We start from the raw sequence: 17486 nt of genomic DNA, 5'->3' as shown, positions 1-17486 counted from the left end.
CCTCATTCCACAGCCATCTGGGGTGGCAGTGTCACGCCCAATGTAGTTTTGAAATTAATTCTGCAGTTAGTTTTGATGCTGATTGGTGTTTGAGAATGGACGGTCATTGATGGGGAAGAGGAACATTTCTCAGAAGTCCTAGGATTGATTCTGAGACACTTTATGGTGATGGGTAAAGGTTTTTTTGTGTGCGGTCTGCTTATCTCGATGGGACACAGGCAAACGGGGAAAAGAAAAGCCCATTTGAAGGGCTTAGAGAAGTTTCTGATACTTAATTTCATATAGCTGTTTTTGCAATGGTACCGACGACGTCGTATATGTCCACAGTTCTTTTAACTTCTGTCCGTTGCTCAGTTTAAAGTGTATTGAAATCTCGGACAATATGGACAGCAAGATGAATACTGAAATGCCGATTGGCTGTGACTTGTACATGTCCTGGAGTTCTTTAGGGTACTCTTTCCAAATGAGTGGCCCCGCGTGCCACGCGACACCGTATTCGGAGTAGTGGCTGATTTTAGATACCATACTGGAATAATATCCATTGTTTAGTTCAACCAAGAATTCACGTGTATAGTTGTCCAGTGGTTCTAGATATTCATTTTTGAGTTTCCTGCCCTGTTTCACGATTTGCGTAGGCGTGGGAAAATATTTTATAGAAGTAATATTTTTCTTTTCCTCATCTGACAGTCCACACATTGTGGGGAATAAATCCAAGCCATTCTTGTACGACTCAGACCATTCCGGATACTGACTGTTCATTGGGCCTTTCACGGCATCTTCATATTCTTCCTTAGCTTCACGCCACCCGGATTTTAAGTACTGGGCAAGATATTTTCCAGGGTCGCTGAGCAGTAGACAAATAGTGAACACAAGTTCCATAGTCGACCGAAAACATGGTCTTAAGTCAATAGGGTGGACACACCAAACAGAGAATATATGAAAATTCAGTCTAAGTTGCAGTAGAGATCATTGACTTGACGATCGGGTTCCCTTGTAATGGTAATACATGGTCTGGAATCGAGCTGGTGTATGGTAGCCGATGGAGGAGTGAATCCGCCTGCGGTTGTACCAGAGTTCAATGTATTCCCAGATGTCCCTTTGCGCATGAACTCGTGTTGAGTATTTCTCCAGGTGTATCAGCTCTCGCTTGATCACACTGTGGAAAGACTCGATGCACGCGTTGTCCCAGCAATTGCCCTTTCGGCTCATGCTACCGACCATGCTGTACTCCTTGAGCTTGTCCTGGTATTCCTTGGATGCATATTGGCTACCTCTGTCCGAGTGGTGCAAGACACCGGCTTCAGGCTTCTCACGTTCATAAGCTTGTTCCAGAGCTTCGATGACAAGCTCTTTCGTCATCCGTGAACCCGCTCTCCAGCCAACAATCTTACGTGTGAATAAGTCCATGATGCTCGCAACGTAGAGCCAGCCTTCGGTTGTCCACAGTAGAGTGAGAAGCAGGGCGTAGTCGGACTATTTCCCTGCATCTCCTCCCCGAACCGGACTTGCACCTCTCAGCGCATCCGGCTCTCCATTTAAGTGTTACTCAAAGCAAAGGCGACGTCCCAATAACGCGACTCAATCATACGACGCGTTGGGTCGTTATGCGGCAGATATGGATTCTGTTCAGGATTCCGCCAAAGGAATCGGCTTTTGCGGCTGGTTATGAGTCTACGTAATGCAACTTCAACGTATCGACCTTGGCTATTCTGCCCCCGGAATACCCATGTTTTCGCCTTTCCAGATTCAGGCGTACGGACATGGGTGCGCATTAGCTTCTTAAAGCCTTGCTTGTACTTCCTTGCCACCCAATGAGCTAGCTTCCAGAAGATTGCGCGGTCCACTTTGCCGAATATAGTGGCGGTGTAGTCCGTGTATTGGTAGAAGTTTGCCCAGCCTGCAATTTGGCGGTTTAGACTTTCCACCATATCTATGCGGCTTATGCTGTAGTTGCCAGACAGTTGCTTGACTAGTTTCCCGACAAAACCTCGGTATTTCTCCCATGGGATTGTGGTCACAACGTGCATTCGTCCCTTTGAGCCCCTCTTGCGAATAATTCGATGTCCGAGGAAGACGAAACCATCGTTCACATGTGTAATATGGGTTTTATCCATATTCAGCGTGAGTTTCAGCTTATCCTCAAGGAACTCGCGACAGGCTTCACGAATACTTTCTGCATGTGCCTTTGTACCTTTTACAACGACCACAAAATCGTCAGCATAGCGGCAGTATGATATCGCAGGTTTCCACTGACGGTTTTCTCTCATCACGATTGGTCGCTGTTTGCGAATTCCATCGTTCCATCCCCATCGGCGGTTTCGCGCTTCTTTGCTCAGGTAGTTGTCGTTCATCCACTCATCAAACTCATGGAGCATAATGTTGGATAGTATTGGTGAAATGACTCCACCTTGAGGAACTCCTTCACTTGATGCACGAAACAAACCTTTGTCGACGTGCCCTGCTTTGATAAATTTCCACAGCAGGGTCATGAACCGCTTATCAGCAATGCGTTGGCTAACGGCCTTCATTAATAGTCGATGATGGACGGTATCGAAGTAGCTTGAGAGATCACCCTCGATGACCCAGCGTCCCGCGCTGCCTCGATCATCTGAAGCTGTTAGTTGCATTTTGACGGTACGAATCGCATGGTGAACACTTCGGGACGGCCTAAACCCGTAAGAGTAAGCCTGAAAATCGCTTTCCCAAATGGGTTCCATAACCATTAGCATAGCCCGTTGAACAATCCTGTCTCGTAGGGAAGGGACGGTCAGCGCAAAATGCACTTCAGCTCAATCCCCTTTCGGCATCTGTAACTATTACCCATCCATTTCATCCTCTCCACGGGCAGACCTTTGCCCTGCTTAAAGTGAAGCACGTAAATGGGACTGCTCTGTGCTCTCTTCAAACGGATTCCACTGTCCTCTGCGTTCCAGAGTCCTGGACGGATTGGTGTCGCGTCGACTCCCAACCGGTCACCCCATTTAACGCACTGGACTTGAAGGAATTAGCCGAACTCCTTCAAAGCCTAGATGATTCCTCGATCTCAGCAACGAATTTAATTGACAATTGAAAATCAAGGAGGTAATTTCTTATTATGAATACTACTGATAAGAACGAGGCACCTAGAAGATTCAAATCTGTTCCTTTGCAAGACATCAAACAGCGGAAAGGGCAGCTGTTAAAGGCGCTGCCGCCAATGGACCAGATTCTGCGCGGATCCCTTATCACTCGACACGTAAAGTGTGGCAAGCCAACCTGTCACTGCGCGACTGGCGTTGGTCATACAAGCTTATACCTGTCGTCTTTTTATCATGGTAAAACGCAAATGGATTACGTTCCTGCAGCCTGGGAGCAACGGGTCCGAGCTGGGCTCGAAAATTATGAGGTCGCACAGGACATTCTCTCGGAACTGACTGAGCTCAATCTAGAACTGCTTCGACGCCGAGATAACGAATAGTTCGTCGGCCTCGTCGGAGGGGATGTTCGTGTCTAGTTCGGCATTAGCCGCATTGGTCGGAGATGACGCGCAAAGCTTGGACGAGCTCATCACGGTCGTAGCTGGGATGGTGCGTTCGTGCCTTGCGGCAATGCATGGGGAGGAACAAATTCATGACGACAGCACCGTCGAAGGTTCACCCAGAGCACCTGAACAGACCAGCAATTGTGTACATCCGTCAATCGAGCCTAGCCCAGGTCCGGTTTCACCGGGAGAGCACGGAACGCCAATACGCTCTGCGGGAGAAGGCCATCGATCTGGGATGGGCTCCGGAACAGATTCAGGTCATCGACGAGGACCTCGGGATTTCAGGGTCTGGCCGTTCGCAGCGTTTGGGCTTCCAGAACCTCGTGGCTCAAGTATCACTTGGCGAAGTTGGTGCAATCTTGGGTCTGGAGATTTCGCGCTTGGCGCGTTCTTCAGCGGATCTGCTGCGCCTTCTCGAGCTATGTGGCCTGTTCAACACCATCGTAGTGGATGAAGACGGCATCTACGATTTGCGAGATTTCAATGACCGATTAATTCTTGGTTTCAAAGGAACCATGAGCGAGGCAGAATTGCATTTCTTACGCGCTCGGTTAATTGGCGGCAAAAAGAACAAAGCAAAAAAGGGCGAACTCCGTTTTCCACTACCCGTTGGCTATGTGTATGACGCCAACGGACAGACAGTGTTGGACCCTGACGAAGAGGTTCAAACAGCCATTCACAATGTTTTTCGTGCATTTCGTACGACAGGTAGCGCCTACGGTGTGGTTCAGTTCTTTGCCCAAAACGGCCTTCGGTTTCCAAAACGGGCCTACGGTGGTGCGTGGGCCGGACAACTCGTTTGGGGAACACTCAACCACAGCCGAGTTCTAGGGGTACTGTACAATCCCGCGTACACTGGCGCATACGTTTTTGGTCGATATCGCGACCAAAAACGTGTGAATCCTCAAGGGCTGTTTATTCATCATACGGTGCGGCTCCCTCGCGAGCAGTGGGAGGTGTTCATTCCGGACCATCACCCGGGATACGTCACATGGGAGGAATACGAAAGGAATCTCAAGCAACTACACTCGAATCGTACCAACCTCGAGAAAAGTGGCCCCGCACGAGAAGGTACAGCCTTGCTTCAAGGGCTCGTAATATGCGGGAAGTGTGGTCGGCGCATGAGTGTACGCTACACTGGTAACGGTGGGATTTCTCCGCACTACGAATGCAAAGGACGGTGGGAACATGGGCACCGAGCCACATGCACGACAGTGCCGGCTCCGAGCATCGACCAGGCCATCTCAGAGCGCCTGCTGCAGGTAATACAACCAGCCGAATTAGAGCTTGCCCTACAGGTAATGGACAAACTGCTTCACGAAGAAGATGATGCAGATAAGGGCTGGAAATTATCACTAGAGCGGGCGCGGTACGAGGCAGATCGAGCCGAGAGACAATACCAGCAGGTCGAGCCAGAAAACCGTCTGGTAGTGCGCAGCCTTGAGGCACGATGGAATGAAAAGCTTACCGAATTGGCGCAGCTTCAAGAGCAGTACACCCAGTATGTGGAGCGCCGCAGTTGGCGGCCTACCGAACACGATAAGGTGGCAATTCTGAGCCTTGCGAAGGAGCTACCTCGAATCTGGTCCAAGCCATCCACTACATTCAAGGACCGAAAACGAATCCTTCGTTTAATGATTGAAGACGTCACCATATTCGCTGAACCGAGGAACCCAGCTGTTCGGCTTGGCTTGCGATGGCGCAATCAACATTGCGAAGAGCTCTGGGCTTGTAAGCCGTTACCGCAACATATGGTGGTCAAACATTCACCTGAAACCGTTGAGGTCGTCCGCAGGCTCTCCGAAACGATGATCGACCAGCAGATCGCAAAACAGCTAAATGAATCAGGCATGCGCACACCAGACGGCAGAATGTTCACGATTGACTCGATCAAGTGGATTCGCTACATACACAAGATACCTGGATACACTTCACGGCGTCATGGGCTATCCGTCAAAGAAGTTGCTGAGCGCCTTAGAATTGCTCCGGGGGTCGTCTACTACTGGCTCAATCGTGGAATTCTTAGTGCGACAAAAGCTGCTCCCGGGTATCCTTGGGAAATTCACTTGAATGAGCAGAAAGAACTTGAACTGCGGGAACGAATCCAGAAGTCAGGCCATTTGAATTAGCTAGTTTAGCACCAACAGTGTTGCTAGCTCTCCAATTCCAAAACCTTATTGGGAGGCGTGCAGTATGAATTCACCGTCGGAATACCGAGTGGCCTGAGCTTACCGTTCCTTTTCGGGATGTAGACCCGACGCGCAGGAAGCGGGGTATAGGTGCCCGCCAGTAATTCTTCGCGTATCGTTGTCAGCTCTTGCTGGAGAGCTTCCTCCATCATTTGCTTATCGACGCCGTCCACACCTGATGTGCGGGCTCCGCCGGATGACAGCGTGATGCGGGCCGCTTCACTTAGCCATGTCCTGTCAGCAACTAGCCTCAATAAGCGATCAAATTTGCGCTCTTTGTTCGCCGTTGACCACGTCGCCAGTTTGCTTTGCATTTCGCTGATTATCAAAGGTCTTCACCTCTCTACGGTCAGCTAATTAGCCAAGCAAACCACTTAAACTGCCTCTCTTCGCCATGTAGCCGTCTTTCACGGCCTCGGACTACTATAGAGGCTCCGCCAGCTTGTACATCATCGGGGGCACACTCCCTTAGCATCTGTACAAACCTTCCCCAGTTCACATGTTGGACGTTATAGCGTATGGGCGAGGCTGCCTATCGCAGTCTTTATCCTTGCTTGCTGCAAGTCGTCTCGAACACTACGGTCTAGCTACGCGCTCCCCGCAGTTCCATGTCGGCCAGCATACATTTCCAGCTGACAATCGCCGCCTCATCCCATACGTGTGTCTGAGACGAATTCGAGACCTGCCTGATAAGCGGTGTAGGCAGGGGTGACATTTCAACCCGCAGATGCGGTTTAATAGGTTCGTGTTCCTCAACCGTCCCATACTTAGCCTAGAGATTCATCTTGGCGTAACCGCTTCGCCGCAAACCCCGTTTCTCACGGACTTCGTCACTTTGCCAGTGTCCAGCAAGTCACCGCCGCTTCGGCTCACTTCCCCTCGTAGCAGGGGAAGGGCGAGTGCCCGGAATCAATTCTTTATTTTCCAGTTCGCATTCCAATCATGTTCAAGTAACATAAGCACCATGAGGGTTACTACTCAGGTACCCCGTCGCAAGGCACCCCAAAAGGGGGTGTTGAGGACACCCCTTGCGACAGACTTTTTGGGCTACTTTTGTCAGGTCCCTGCGAAGACCGGCTGGCCACGAAGGACCGAAACCAGGGAAGGAAGTAGAGGAAGGTTCTGTTTTAACAGGCTAGAGATAAGGCTGCGGAGTACGGAGAAGGTCTTACCGCCCTCCTGTGTACGAAAGAGCCCGGAGACCTTCTGTTTCACCTTGGTCATCCGAATGTCCCGTTCCGCCTGGTTGTTGTCAGAGGGCACGTTCGCATCCCAAAGGAAGCGAAGGATGGACTCCTTGTGCGACTCAAATCGCTGTCCTAAATTAGCGGCTTTGCTTTTGCACTTTCGTCCACGTGGTCCTGTTTTCGTCGGCACAGGATCCAGCGCCCATTCAGTTTTGCCTAGCTCAAGAATGGCATCGTAAGCCGTCTCAATCTCGGCAATGGTTTCATCAGCGAGCGGGAGACCCTTCTCCCGGGCGTCCCTAGTGAGCTTCCAAGCGCCTCGGAGCAATTCCTTCATCTGCTTAGCCCACTGATGTCCATCATTGTCCAGGATACCTTGACATTCGCGCAGGAGGTGAGCATTGCATAGCGCATGCTCAAATGAGTAGATGGGTCGGAAGTAGGCCGAGAGGCAGTCATGAACGACGACGCCCTTAAAGGTGTCCAGTATCCCCATGCCTTCAATCGCGCCGGTACCACGCTGTGGATAAGTGTCCATGAGCGTCCATTCTGGATTGGACACGACATGCAACCAATGTTGTTTGTTGACGATACGTACACCCGTTTCGTCGGTATGGAGCAGCGGCGCATTGCACAAGTTCTCCCGAATGACGGGGATGGCGCTTAACTCCACGGCACCCGCCATGCTCTCTAATTGGCTCAACAGGGTCGCTTCACTGGGCCGTTGTCCAGTTAGGTCGGCATAGAACTGTCCGATTCGGTCTAAAGGGAGCATATGATAGGCATTTAAATATGTGGTCCATGCTGCAAATCCATCCCCATACTGCACTGGAGCTTTGACGCCATCCGGGAAGCTGGCACGTTGCAATGTATTGCAGCAGGGACAGCGCTTTTCCTCGGCTTGGTGCTCTGTCACAACGAGACGAGGTGCGGGCAAGTCGAATACCTGACGTTTCACGAGGCCCTTCGTGGCTACCGTTTCCAACGATGCGGCACAGTTGGGACAGGCGTTAAGCTTGTGGACGATGACCTCATCGGGGGTCTTGCTCATGAGCAGAGTGTGCCCGCTATGCCCTTTGGGGCCGCCTCTCTTACCACCCGGCTGGCGTGAATTCGTTGGTTTACGAAATCCATCACTAGATGGAGGCTTACTGGAATTGCGGCTGTTCTGGTTCACTTGGCTCTCGAGGACCCTTACACGCTCTTTTAACTCGCGGATTTCAGCCGCCTGTTGCTCAACGATAGCTACGAGTCCTCGTACCAAATCAACAACCGCATCAGGTCCCTGTTCATATACTTGCAAAATGCATTCACGTTCCATTGCTTTAAATTCCAGTTCAAATTCCATTCGAAAGTACCTCCCTTGCATTGGGCACCAGGGCATACACATAAACATCCTTGCGTGTAACGCTCAAGGTATGGTGCGTGTCATTGCGGCTTCTCCCTTGCGTCTGGCCGACTTGAATCCAGTTAGCAGCCCGGTAGCACGTGCCACGGAATCGTTGCTGTTCGACAAACGTCTCCAGCAGGTGCACCGGATGACCATACTTGTCCATCCAGTCTCGGCAGATGCGACTGGCGATGCGGCTGAGGAGATGACTAGCCAGATTGGGAACGGTGACCCAAGGGAGGATGAGAAAGCGCATGTTGTTTGTCACAAGGGATAAGGAATTCCGACGAACACCCGGTGTCCAGCGAATCCACGCGTCGCGTGGCGCAACTTTCCAAGCAGCAGACCCAAAGAGCAGGCACGCTAATGGGCGTCCGTACCGGTCGTAGACAAGATACTTCATGTTTTCACCGACCGCGCCGCAGAATCCCAGGTAATGATATGCGGCGAGCAAATGTCGGAACAAAACTGATGATGCGGATGTCTTTACAATCTCGATTCGCAGCGGCAACAGATCTCGCAAGGGACCCGAAACGGGGGTAGTGTCATGGGCAACGGAACGAACGATTCTTGTCGCGTTTCCAACGCCGACGGCGCGAGGGGCTGGAAGTCGAATGTATTTCAGTCGCTCAAGTTTGAGCAACATGGTACGACAGGCCATGTCTTTTAGCTGGCCATTGCCGTTTGTCCAGTTCCAAGTCGCACACAGTTCGCGCGATAACCGAGTGCGATTCCAGTCAGGGTGACAATGGATGAGTTCACGTATCCATGCAATATCTTGTTCGGTAAGGTGGCGTCCTTGTATCTGCATACCACCATTCTACAAACAAAAGACCGCTGAGTCCAGCTATTTCTAGCCTGGACTCAGCGGGTACCTGAGTAGTAACGGCGATAAGGCCTATAATGAAGACGAAGGTCGGTAGCGTCCATATGAGACTTTGAGTTAAGGCTTCGTCGAAGCGCTTCTGTAACGCTAGCGACGCAGATGATGGCAATGACGTAACCTCCTCGCATGCCAGTCCGAAACACTGGTGTATCTCGAGCCGAAGTACAAAGGCAAGAAGAAGGATAAGAGCCGTCATCGTTAAGAAAAGGGTCAACATCAACTTGGATCGCATACTCATGATTCTAAGATTCCAAACCGATAGCCCATGCCATACACCGTCTGAATATATACGGGTCGCTTAGGGTCATCCTCAATTTTCGAGCGCAGATTCTTTATGTGAGCATCGATTGCACGTGATTCCCCTCTAAAGTCGAGCCCGAAAGCCGCTTCGATAAGTTCCTCTCGATTGAATACACGACCAGGATGTCGACAGAGGGTGGCGAGCAGCCTGTACTCCATAAGTGTTAAAGATGCGTCTGTCCCACCCCGCAAGGCAAGTTGCTTCTCGTCGTCAATAACGAGATTACCATGGCGGTAGACAAGTCGGTTGGCTAAAGTTTCACCCCTGTACGACCGTCGTAAAATTGCCCCAACCCGTGCGACGACTTCCTTCGGACTGCACGGTTTTGTCACGTAATCGTCCGCCCCTAAGAGTAATCCCCTCAACCGATCCTCTTCTGCGTGCTTTGCAGTCAACATCAAAACCGGAACAGATGTGCGTGTCCGAAGATGTGTGCATACTTCTTCACCCGTCATGTCTGGCAGCATGAGGTCCAAGACAACGAGGGAGGGGCGAACTGTTTCGGTCATTGATATGGCATCACGACCAGTATAAGCACACGCTACTGAATAGCCGGCTTTTTGCAGATAGTCTGATATTACGTCCGCAATTTTGGGCTCATCGTCTGCCACTAGAATGGTGTATGGTTTCAACTTACTCACACCTTAGAGATATGGTTTGTCGAGTGTGCTGGTTCTTGTATTAGGCCGGCTTCCATTTAATTGGTCTGCATACCACCTAGCAAGATACATCTGCCGATCTTGTGATAAGACGTATAAGGCGTTAAAATTCGCCCATTCACCTGTTCAGTGCACTTGCAACAACCAAACTGGATATCGAAATCTGTTCCTCATGTTAATGTTATGCCGGACCATGAGCTATGACAAGTCCATAAGGCAATTACTTACCCCATGAGTTCAGGGGGCGGACAGAGTAAATGAAACGAACTCAGCGCTGGGCACACATGACAGGGAGTACACGCACCTTACTGAGCATTCAAGAGGAGACTTTGCGGCACGCGGCGATACACCGGCATGCTTAGGCAACTTTCGGCTGGATAACACCACATACACCCCGATATAAGCACAGTGGACTAAGAAAATGGGTAATCGCCGTGGGAGGACGATTCATAGGTTAGTACAAAATTAAGAGACAACGAAACCCCGCTTGAGTTAATGGGAGTTGGGCGAATAGCCAAACAGCAAAGCGGAGAGGAGATTTAAGAAAAATGAAAACTGTTTGGTGTTGAATGTTCTGGGACGATGCGCAGAAAGACATGAAAAGTACAATGAGGTCCGCATATCACCGGCCTGCTTCGTGGATGGATCAAGAGCGAACTGTCTTGCGTTAGTGCAATGCGTATCGAATGGGGAAGGAACACATATCTGAGCGTTTTGCACATCGTTCATTGTTAAACTTCGTTTGAGCCGGGAGTATCATCGTTCAACGGATGTCCGTTCGTTGTAGAGTTCTCTCCACCCCCGTGTGTTTTGGTGAGGGCTGGAATAGCGCCGGACATCATCAGCAATGCGTTTATTGACCACTATTCTGTAGTTGGAATTCGAGCAAGCTAGAATTCCAAGCGGTCAGTCGATTAACATTGGGTGATGCCCGGGTGCATACTTTATAGACTCTACAAATGACTTCGAAAGTAACTGGTTCTTCGCCAATAAATAAACGCACCAGTGGTTACCAGGGAGTGCTTTGATTGCTCTGAAGCACTCCCTTGGCTCAGTGACTGAAGACCCCCACATGCGTGCCCGATAACTTGAAGAGCAGCGGCTTACATCCTTTACGCGATGACGAACCGAATGGGCTGCACGGTCAGCACGCACGCGCAGTGATGGCCATGACTGCACTGAGATCACGATAATGTGCGCATCGATACCGGCCCATCCGGTCGATTTTTCCAATCGTGCTGGCGTGGGTGGAATCTTAGCAGATAGCGTCGAACCGTGGAAGTTGATCCGATCTGTCCAACGCCAAATGGACCGACCTAATGGTCTGGCCTCACGGCAGATCAGGCGGTGCTCCATGGGCTGCGGCGAATGGAGCGAACACGGTTTGATGAAGCGGCGAATTCTCTTGGTGTGGTCAGCGGCGATGGCTACGGCGGCGCTGGTTGCGTTCCCGTCCGTGTCGTATGCGGACAAACTTTCCACGTATTAGCAGCAGGAGCAAAAGCAGAGACTGCAACAGCAGAAGACGAAACAGGAAATTGCGAAAGGAATAATATTTATCTAGAAGGATAACATCCTATCTTTGTCACGTTTTTGAGACAACAATCGTCTATAGTAGAGCATTGCGAGCCCACTCGGTCGCTTTACTTGGGGGTGTACAGGACTGGAAATGTGCAGCGCTCTCCACGCACCTCCGTTTAAACGGAGGCCCGAAGAGCACGGAGCGGGGGTGTGGTTGCCTGGATGTATGTGTCGGTTCCAGTCATTACCTCTTACTACCTTGGCGCTGAGAGTGTGATTGAACTTGTCGCCGGAGGCGGTTCTGCTTTGGCGGTTGACCATCGAGTTCCGTCGGGCAAATCTTGCTCAGGTCATGTGAGCAGAGAAGACTTCGTGATGGGTTTTGGGGATCGCTTTGCTGTTGCTCGCGGTCTACATCGTTGTCGCATCCATTGTTAAGCTGGTAAGTCACCAGGGCGCAGACCCACCAAGGACCCGGGTTAGAGATAGCATCCGGCGTCATCATGCCTGCTTGTCGCGAACGAAGAGGGGAATCGGGACTGAGATCGGCGGTAAGGCGCTTCGGTCGGGCGGCTCCTGCAGCATAGTCTGTGCGTACATGTCATGGGTTCTGATATCCCGTGTGGTACTGACGGCCATCCTCGGTTGGTGGTGGATACACTCCATCGCGGCACTCTCCTTTTATTATGCAGTCCGCGAAGGTTGGGAAGCGGTTGAGGCAGCAAGGGGTAAGGAAGACGCCTGCGGTTCTGTCATGACTAAATGCATACAAAGGGGGTTCGATACGGATCGACATTATGCGTCTGCTCGTTCTATACTTAATAGAGAATTTGTTGCATAGAAAGGACGAGTCGACACAAGGATGCGTACGCAACAAAATGCAACGGTACATGGTCATGTGCACTGGACTCGCACAACGACACAGGACCTCTCAAACAGACGGCAAGACTTCAGAACAGCACAGCACTCTTAAAATGCGACTTTCTCCTATCTTTTGCTCTGGGACTGTCAGGCTGGGGACACAGCTACACTATTTTGACAACTGGAGGAGCTTGCAGGTGTGGTGGGGGGCACGAGAGCATGGATGACTTTGAACAGCTGCGGGCACTCAATGCGACGCGTAAGAGCCTTCGCCAGCGGGCTGCCAGGCGACGCAGGCGCTTGGTGGCCGTGGGGGCGGTCGTGGTTCTTGGAATCGTAGGTTGGGCGAGTTCCAGGTGGTGGCTCATCCCCGTCAGAGCGCACGGTGGACTGACAGCAGCCGCGAAGTCGAAACAGAGCCTAAAAGGCGAGTCTGACCCAAAGGTAGGAACAGTACCGAAAGCCCAGCCCAACCAGCAGAACGGAAGCGTGCCGAACAACAACACGACGTTGAGCCAAGGTACCACGCTCCCGGCCTCGGTGATGCTCAATGTTCCACCGCAGAACCAAAACCCGCAACTCCCAAACGGCTGCGAAGTGACCAGTCTGTCGATGCTCTTTACTGCGATTGGACACCCAGTGAGCAAAATGACGCTGGCCAAGGAACAGCCATACGACCCGACACCACGCGTGAAGGCGGCTTCAGGCAGAATCATCTCATGGGGTAATCCGAACGTCGGGTTTGTGGGGTCTCCGTATGTGTGGGTAGACGGTTTTGGTATCTATCACGGTCCTATAGTAAAACTTATGAACAAAATTCTACCTGGCGAAGGTTTGGATTTGACCGAGCATCCGTTTGGAGAGCTTTTGTCTTATGTAGCGAGAGGTGTACCAGTTGAAGCGTGGGTTACTGCAAACCTGAAACCGACGGATAGGTTTTGGGAGACGTGGCAGACACCTGAAGGCCCTATACGCGTAACACAGGAGGAGCATGCGGTTTTGATAGTCGGCTATGATCAGAACTACATCTACATCAACAACCCCCTCACAGGCCAAAAGGACGAGCCGGTGAAGAGAGCTAACTTTCTTGGCGCTTGGCACCAACTCGGCAATCAGGCGGTGACAATCGCAGCGCACGGTTCGATGTCTAGCGCTTACCCAACGTTCTAACTAATATGGGCTAAGTGCGATGTAATCTTTTTCTGATGCACCACTGAAACTCGCCTTCTTTGTCGGCTTCCAATCGACTTAATACCTTTTCAATCATAGCGGAACAGGCCGCCCGCGTCATTCCTGTAATGTTCAAGTTCCCTTCTCGTATTGACATTGCGTATCCTGATTTGTCGAACTTCACAGCGACATCTTTGTAAGTGAAACCGCACTTTAGGGCGACCCGTGTCCGGTCAGACACCATGTTGACGTTTACAAAAGCAATACAGCACAGATTTGCCATAGTATTGACACGGGCAGCACAGGATCCACTCGCCATGCTTCAACAAGTAGTGTACCTTCTATCATTGGTGTTGTGATACGTTATGCTCGTGTATAGATATTCACCTGAATTTAATGCTTGGTCACTTAAGACTTGGCTTGCAGCTATCTGCGTTAGGATCATCCACCCAGTAACGGTCCTCGTCAATCATTATTTGAATACCACGTACTTGCCCTTCAACCCGACGAAGTCGTGTTAGAAGGTCCTCCGTTTTGGGGCCGTAGGTATGATTGGCATGGTCAGCGCCCTTTTTGGTGCCTCACTCTCTTGTCCTATATGTTCGCAATACCCCAGTATGTATGGTCTGTCAAACTGAACAGGTACACAGAAAGAGATGAATGAGGACCTGAGCAAAGTACCTGAAGAGACTTCGGACAAGGAGATTTCGCAAGTGATGTAAAGAGGAAACTGATCTCAATGTACGGGGTTTTTTCTGGTCTGTAAGGTTTTCAGGACATCTTCCTGGATGTGTGTGTTAACGCCGGACTACAATTGACCCAGGTTCGAAAGTAACCCGGCGTTGACAGTGTGGTTGATTGTTGCTTGTGATTCTTAGGCGAGGGGAGTCGACCAAGACGGTGAATTGCGGACAAAACGAACCATACGTAGGAAGGACAGTCAACCAACTTGGTGCCATCTCATATCACCTCTATTTAGAATGCTGTCGGCGTTGGCTTTCCTTCTCACAGCAAGATGCAAATTCCCGCCCCGAGTTGCCTGACGAGGCGGGAATTTGGATTTGTCACAAGTTGCTCAGTTCTCGTTAATTAGTCTGCGTCGTATCCTGCTTCCTCGACGGCCTCTTTCAAGGCTGCCAGGTTGGTCTTGCTATCGTCAAATGTGACGGTGGCCTTCTGACCAGCCAAGTCAACATCGGCCTTTTCGACACCGGAGACGCCCTTCAGCGCCTTCGTTACAGAATTCACACAGCCATCGCATGTCATGCCTTTGACGGTAATGGTTTCGGTCGTCACATCCAACATCTCCTCTAAAAGTGGTTTGGATAGGTAGGGGAGGGTTAATTCCAGCCCTACGATAACTGTCGCATGTACGTCAACAAGTTGCCTGGCTTACACCCCCTTTCCGAGTGGGAACCGCCGGAGCAACAGGCTGTTGGAGACGACACTTACGGAACTCATTGCCATTGCAGCCCCTGCGATGATGGGGCTGAGGAGGCCGAGGGCAGCGAGCGGGATCCCAAGCACGTTGTAGAAGAACGCCCAGAACAGATTCTGCCGAATCTTGCGCATCGTCGCCTTAGACAGCCGAATGGCGTCGACTGCGCCTTGCATGTTCCCGTGCATCAGGGCGATGTCGGCTGCGTCGAGGGCGACGTCGGCTCCGGTGCCCATCGCAATCCCGATATCCGCCGCAGCGAGTGCAGGCGCGTCGTTGATACCATCGCCAACCATGGCAACCACTCGGCCTTGGTTTCTCAATTCCTGGACTTTGTTTGCCTTGTCTTCGGGCAGTACACCAGCGATCACGTTTGTAATACCGACCTCTGTGGCCACCGCGCTCGCGGTACGTTCGTTGTCGCCTGTGATCATCCAGACGTCGATACCCATCTCCCGCAATTGCCGGATGGCTTCCACCGAGTCCGGCTTGATGGTATCTGCCATGGCAATCATGCCGAGAAGGGTCGACTCGGACGCGACAAGGACGGCTGTCTTGCCCTCATTCTCGAACTGTGCCAGCACATCGTCCGGGAAGTCCGCAACGCCAGTGTCGGACAACCAACGCCGGTTCCCAATGCGGATGGTTTGACCGTTTACAGCGCCAGCAATGCCCTTTCCCGGAACAGCCTGAACGCCTTCTGCTGACGGAATGTCCATGTTGCGTTCCTTTGCATGAGCGATCACGGCTGCGCCGAGTGGGTGTTCGCTCTGTGCCTCAAGTGCCGCAGCAACCGCCAGCAGGTCCTCCTCTGACGTACCCGGTGCCACCCACATGTCGGTGACGGCCGGTTTGCCGAGCGTGACAGTCCCCGTCTTGTCAAGAACCATTGTGTTGACCTTGTGAGCTTTCTCCAAATGCTCGCCGCCCTTGATGAGTATCCCTGATTCAGCGCCCAAGCCTGTGCCGACCATAATCGCCGTCGGCGTGGCGAGTCCGAGTGAGCATGGGCAGGCAATGACGAGAACTGCAACTGCAGCGATAAGACCGGGTGTCCAGCCGACGATGAACCCCCACACAAGCAGGGTGAAAAAGGCGACGCCGAGGACAATTGGAACGAAGATCCCGGAAATCTTATCCGCGAGCCGCTGCACCGGAGCTTTCGAGCCTTGCGCTTGGTCGACCAGGCGGATGACCTGTGCAAGCGCAGTGTCAGCGCCGACCCTGGTGATCTCCATCTTGAAGACGCCGGATTGGTTGACTGAAGCACCCACCACGGTATCTCCGGGTTCCTTAGCCACAGGCATGGATTCACCGGTCAAAAACGACTCGTCGATGGTTGAACTGCCGTCTAAAATTGTGCCGTCGCTTGGCACCTTCTCACCTGGGCGAACCCTTACGACGTCGCCAATGCGCAGTTCCTCCACGGGCACGTCTTGTTCGTTTCCGTCACGAATGACGTGTGCCACTTTGGCGCCCAGTTTGGCCAGAGATTCGATGGCGGAACTGGACTTCGCCTTCGCGCGGCTTTCAAGCAGTTTGCCCATGAAGATCAGGGTCACGACGGTCGCCGACGAGTCGAAGTACGTCTCCGCATGGCCAAGAACCGTCAAGACGGCGCTGTAGAAGTAGGCTACCGATGTCCCAAGCGCAACCAAAACGTCCATGTTGGCGGCACCCCCACGCAGGGAGTGATACGCGCCTTTGTAGAACCGCCACCCGACGTAGAACTGCACCGGTGTCGCCAGAATCCAACTCACCCAGTTCGGCATAAAGGCACTGCCGCCGAACAGTAGCACAGACATCTGAATGACAAGTGGGAGGGTGAGTACGACTGACCCCCAGAACGTCCACACTTCACGGCGGTAAGCCTGTTCCTTGCGTTTCTTCTCCTCATGCGCGGTAGCTTCTGACGCCAGTGTTGCCCCGTACCCGGCTTTTTCAACGGCCCGAATGAGGTCCTGTTCCTGAAGCACGCCCGGAAAGTAGACGATGTGCGCCTTCTCCGAGGCCAGGTTGACGTTCACCCTGTCGACGGCGTCCAGTCGCCCGACCACCTTTTCAATACGAGCGGCGCAAGCGGCACAGGTCATGCCAGTAATGTTCAGGTCCACTTCTCGCTCCGGCACCGAGTAACCGGACTTCTCGATCTTCTGGACAACGTCCTGCCACGTTGATTCTCCATCTATGACAACCCTGGCGCGTTCAGAGGCAAGGTTTACGTTGACCTCCTTGACTCCAGGGAGCTTTGCCACGTTCTTCTCGATGCGGGCTGCGCAGGACGCGCAAGTCATGCCTTCAACAGGCAAATTGATTTCTGTGGATATAGCCATGTGTGTTCACCTCGATTGTTAAGACATT

At 51.9% G+C, this 17486-nt stretch carries 13 protein-coding genes and 2 pseudogenes; 5 read left to right on the top strand and 10 right to left on the bottom strand.

Features of this window, described 5'->3' with window-relative positions:
* Positions 1 to 252 precede the first annotated feature (252 nt).
* From JC200_RS09365 to JC200_RS09355, 3 genes and pseudogenes are all read right to left on the bottom strand, one after another.
* Positions 253 to 879 (bottom strand): hypothetical protein, encoded by a 627-nt coding sequence (locus JC200_RS09365; RefSeq protein WP_274435994.1) that lies wholly within the window; start codon positions 877 to 879, stop codon positions 253 to 255.
* Between the two features lie 87 nt (positions 880 to 966).
* Positions 967 to 1455: pseudogene (locus JC200_RS09360) on the bottom strand (IS3 family transposase); the annotation flags it as partial.
* A gap of 80 nt (positions 1456 to 1535) precedes the next feature.
* Positions 1536 to 2783: a reverse transcriptase domain-containing protein gene (locus JC200_RS09355; RefSeq protein WP_274435993.1), complete on the bottom strand. Its 1248-nt coding sequence runs from the start codon at positions 2781 to 2783 to the stop codon at positions 1536 to 1538.
* Between the two features lie 32 nt (positions 2784 to 2815).
* Here JC200_RS09355 and JC200_RS24425 point away from each other — a divergent pair, with 32 nt between their 5' ends.
* The 3 genes from JC200_RS24425 (at position 2816) to JC200_RS09345 (ending at position 5652) form a co-directional block, all read left to right on the top strand.
* Entirely contained in the window at positions 2816 to 3070 is a 255-nt protein-coding gene (locus JC200_RS24425) for a DUF5372 family protein (protein ID WP_443111902.1), read from the top strand.
* 24 nt (positions 3071 to 3094) lie between these two features.
* The gene (locus tag JC200_RS09350; RefSeq protein ID WP_274434015.1) at positions 3095 to 3457 is read left to right on the top strand and encodes a DUF6788 family protein; all 363 of its coding nucleotides are present in this window, start codon (positions 3095 to 3097) and stop codon (positions 3455 to 3457) included.
* A gap of 152 nt (positions 3458 to 3609) precedes the next feature.
* Entirely contained in the window at positions 3610 to 5652 is a 2043-nt protein-coding gene (locus JC200_RS09345; RefSeq protein WP_274434016.1) for a recombinase family protein, read from the top strand.
* Positions 5653 to 5675: 23 nt separating this feature from the next.
* Here the strand turns inward: JC200_RS09345 and JC200_RS09340 are convergent, their stop codons facing one another.
* The 4 genes from JC200_RS09340 to JC200_RS09325 form a co-directional block, all read right to left on the bottom strand.
* Positions 5676 to 6041, bottom strand: a complete 366-nt coding sequence (locus JC200_RS09340; RefSeq protein WP_274435992.1) for a reverse transcriptase family protein — start codon at positions 6039 to 6041, stop codon at positions 5676 to 5678.
* A gap of 727 nt (positions 6042 to 6768) precedes the next feature.
* Complete coding sequence (tnpC, locus tag JC200_RS09335) at positions 6769 to 8247, bottom strand: IS66 family transposase (protein WP_274435991.1); 1479 nt, start codon at positions 8245 to 8247, stop codon at positions 6769 to 6771.
* Positions 8237 to 9100 carry a Druantia anti-phage system protein DruA gene (locus tag JC200_RS09330; protein ID WP_274432013.1) on the bottom strand — a complete coding sequence of 288 codons (864 nt, stop codon included), beginning with the start codon at positions 9098 to 9100 and terminating at the stop codon, positions 8237 to 8239. The genes tnpC and JC200_RS09330 overlap by 11 nt, the downstream gene beginning before the upstream one ends.
* A 309-nt stretch (positions 9101 to 9409) precedes the next feature.
* Positions 9410 to 10108: a response regulator transcription factor gene (locus JC200_RS09325; protein ID WP_274435990.1), complete on the bottom strand. Its 699-nt coding sequence runs from the start codon at positions 10106 to 10108 to the stop codon at positions 9410 to 9412.
* A gap of 1395 nt (positions 10109 to 11503) precedes the next feature.
* Between JC200_RS09325 and JC200_RS09320 the strand changes: the two genes are divergently transcribed.
* Positions 11504 to 11707 carry a hypothetical protein gene (locus tag JC200_RS09320; RefSeq protein ID WP_274435989.1) on the top strand — a complete coding sequence of 68 codons (204 nt, stop codon included), beginning with the start codon at positions 11504 to 11506 and terminating at the stop codon, positions 11705 to 11707.
* Between the two features lie 1029 nt (positions 11708 to 12736).
* Positions 12737 to 13687, top strand: coding sequence for a C39 family peptidase (locus tag JC200_RS09315; RefSeq protein ID WP_274435988.1), 951 nt, complete (start codon positions 12737 to 12739; stop codon positions 13685 to 13687).
* Positions 13688 to 14102: 415 nt separating this feature from the next.
* Here the strand turns inward: JC200_RS09315 and JC200_RS09310 are convergent.
* The 3 genes and pseudogenes from JC200_RS09310 to JC200_RS09300 form a co-directional block, all read right to left on the bottom strand.
* A pseudogene (locus JC200_RS09310) lies at positions 14103 to 14238 on the bottom strand (metal-sensitive transcriptional regulator); the annotation flags it as partial.
* 538 nt (positions 14239 to 14776) lie between these two features.
* Positions 14777 to 14992: a heavy-metal-associated domain-containing protein gene (locus JC200_RS09305; RefSeq protein WP_274435987.1), complete on the bottom strand. Its 216-nt coding sequence runs from the start codon at positions 14990 to 14992 to the stop codon at positions 14777 to 14779.
* Between the two features lie 87 nt (positions 14993 to 15079).
* Positions 15080 to 17458, bottom strand: coding sequence for a heavy metal translocating P-type ATPase (locus tag JC200_RS09300; RefSeq protein ID WP_274435986.1), 2379 nt, complete (start codon positions 17456 to 17458; stop codon positions 15080 to 15082).
* Between the last annotated feature and the right edge of the window lie 28 nt (positions 17459 to 17486).

The organism is Alicyclobacillus sp. ALC3, from assembly GCF_028751195.1.
GTDB lineage: Bacteria > Bacillota > Bacilli > Alicyclobacillales > Alicyclobacillaceae > Alicyclobacillus_L.
Note: the sequence above shows the minus strand (reverse complement) of the source record. Positions and strands in the feature narration are given on the sequence as shown.

What these genes read in the sequence shown, in the direction of transcription:
- JC200_RS09315 (WP_274435988.1), top strand. Translation starts at nt 12,737, where the DNA reads ATGGATGACTTTGAACAGCTGCGGGCACTCAATGCGACGCGTAAGAGC.
- JC200_RS09320 (WP_274435989.1), top strand. Translation starts at nt 11,504, where the DNA reads ATGGAGCGAACACGGTTTGATGAAGCGGCGAATTCTCTTGGTGTGGTC.
- JC200_RS09350 (WP_274434015.1), top strand. Translation starts at nt 3,095, where the DNA reads ATGAATACTACTGATAAGAACGAGGCACCTAGAAGATTCAAATCTGTT.
- JC200_RS09305 (WP_274435987.1), bottom strand. Translation starts at nt 14,992, where the DNA reads ATGTTGGATGTGACGACCGAAACCATTACCGTCAAAGGCATGACATGC.
- JC200_RS09365 (WP_274435994.1), bottom strand. Translation starts at nt 879, where the DNA reads ATGGAACTTGTGTTCACTATTTGTCTACTGCTCAGCGACCCTGGAAAA.
- JC200_RS09330 (WP_274432013.1), bottom strand. Translation starts at nt 9,100, where the DNA reads ATGCAGATACAAGGACGCCACCTTACCGAACAAGATATTGCATGGATA.
- JC200_RS09345 (WP_274434016.1), top strand. Translation starts at nt 3,610, where the DNA reads ATGACGACAGCACCGTCGAAGGTTCACCCAGAGCACCTGAACAGACCA.
- tnpC (WP_274435991.1), bottom strand. Translation starts at nt 8,247, where the DNA reads ATGGAATTTGAACTGGAATTTAAAGCAATGGAACGTGAATGCATTTTG.
- JC200_RS09300 (WP_274435986.1), bottom strand. Translation starts at nt 17,458, where the DNA reads ATGGCTATATCCACAGAAATCAATTTGCCTGTTGAAGGCATGACTTGC.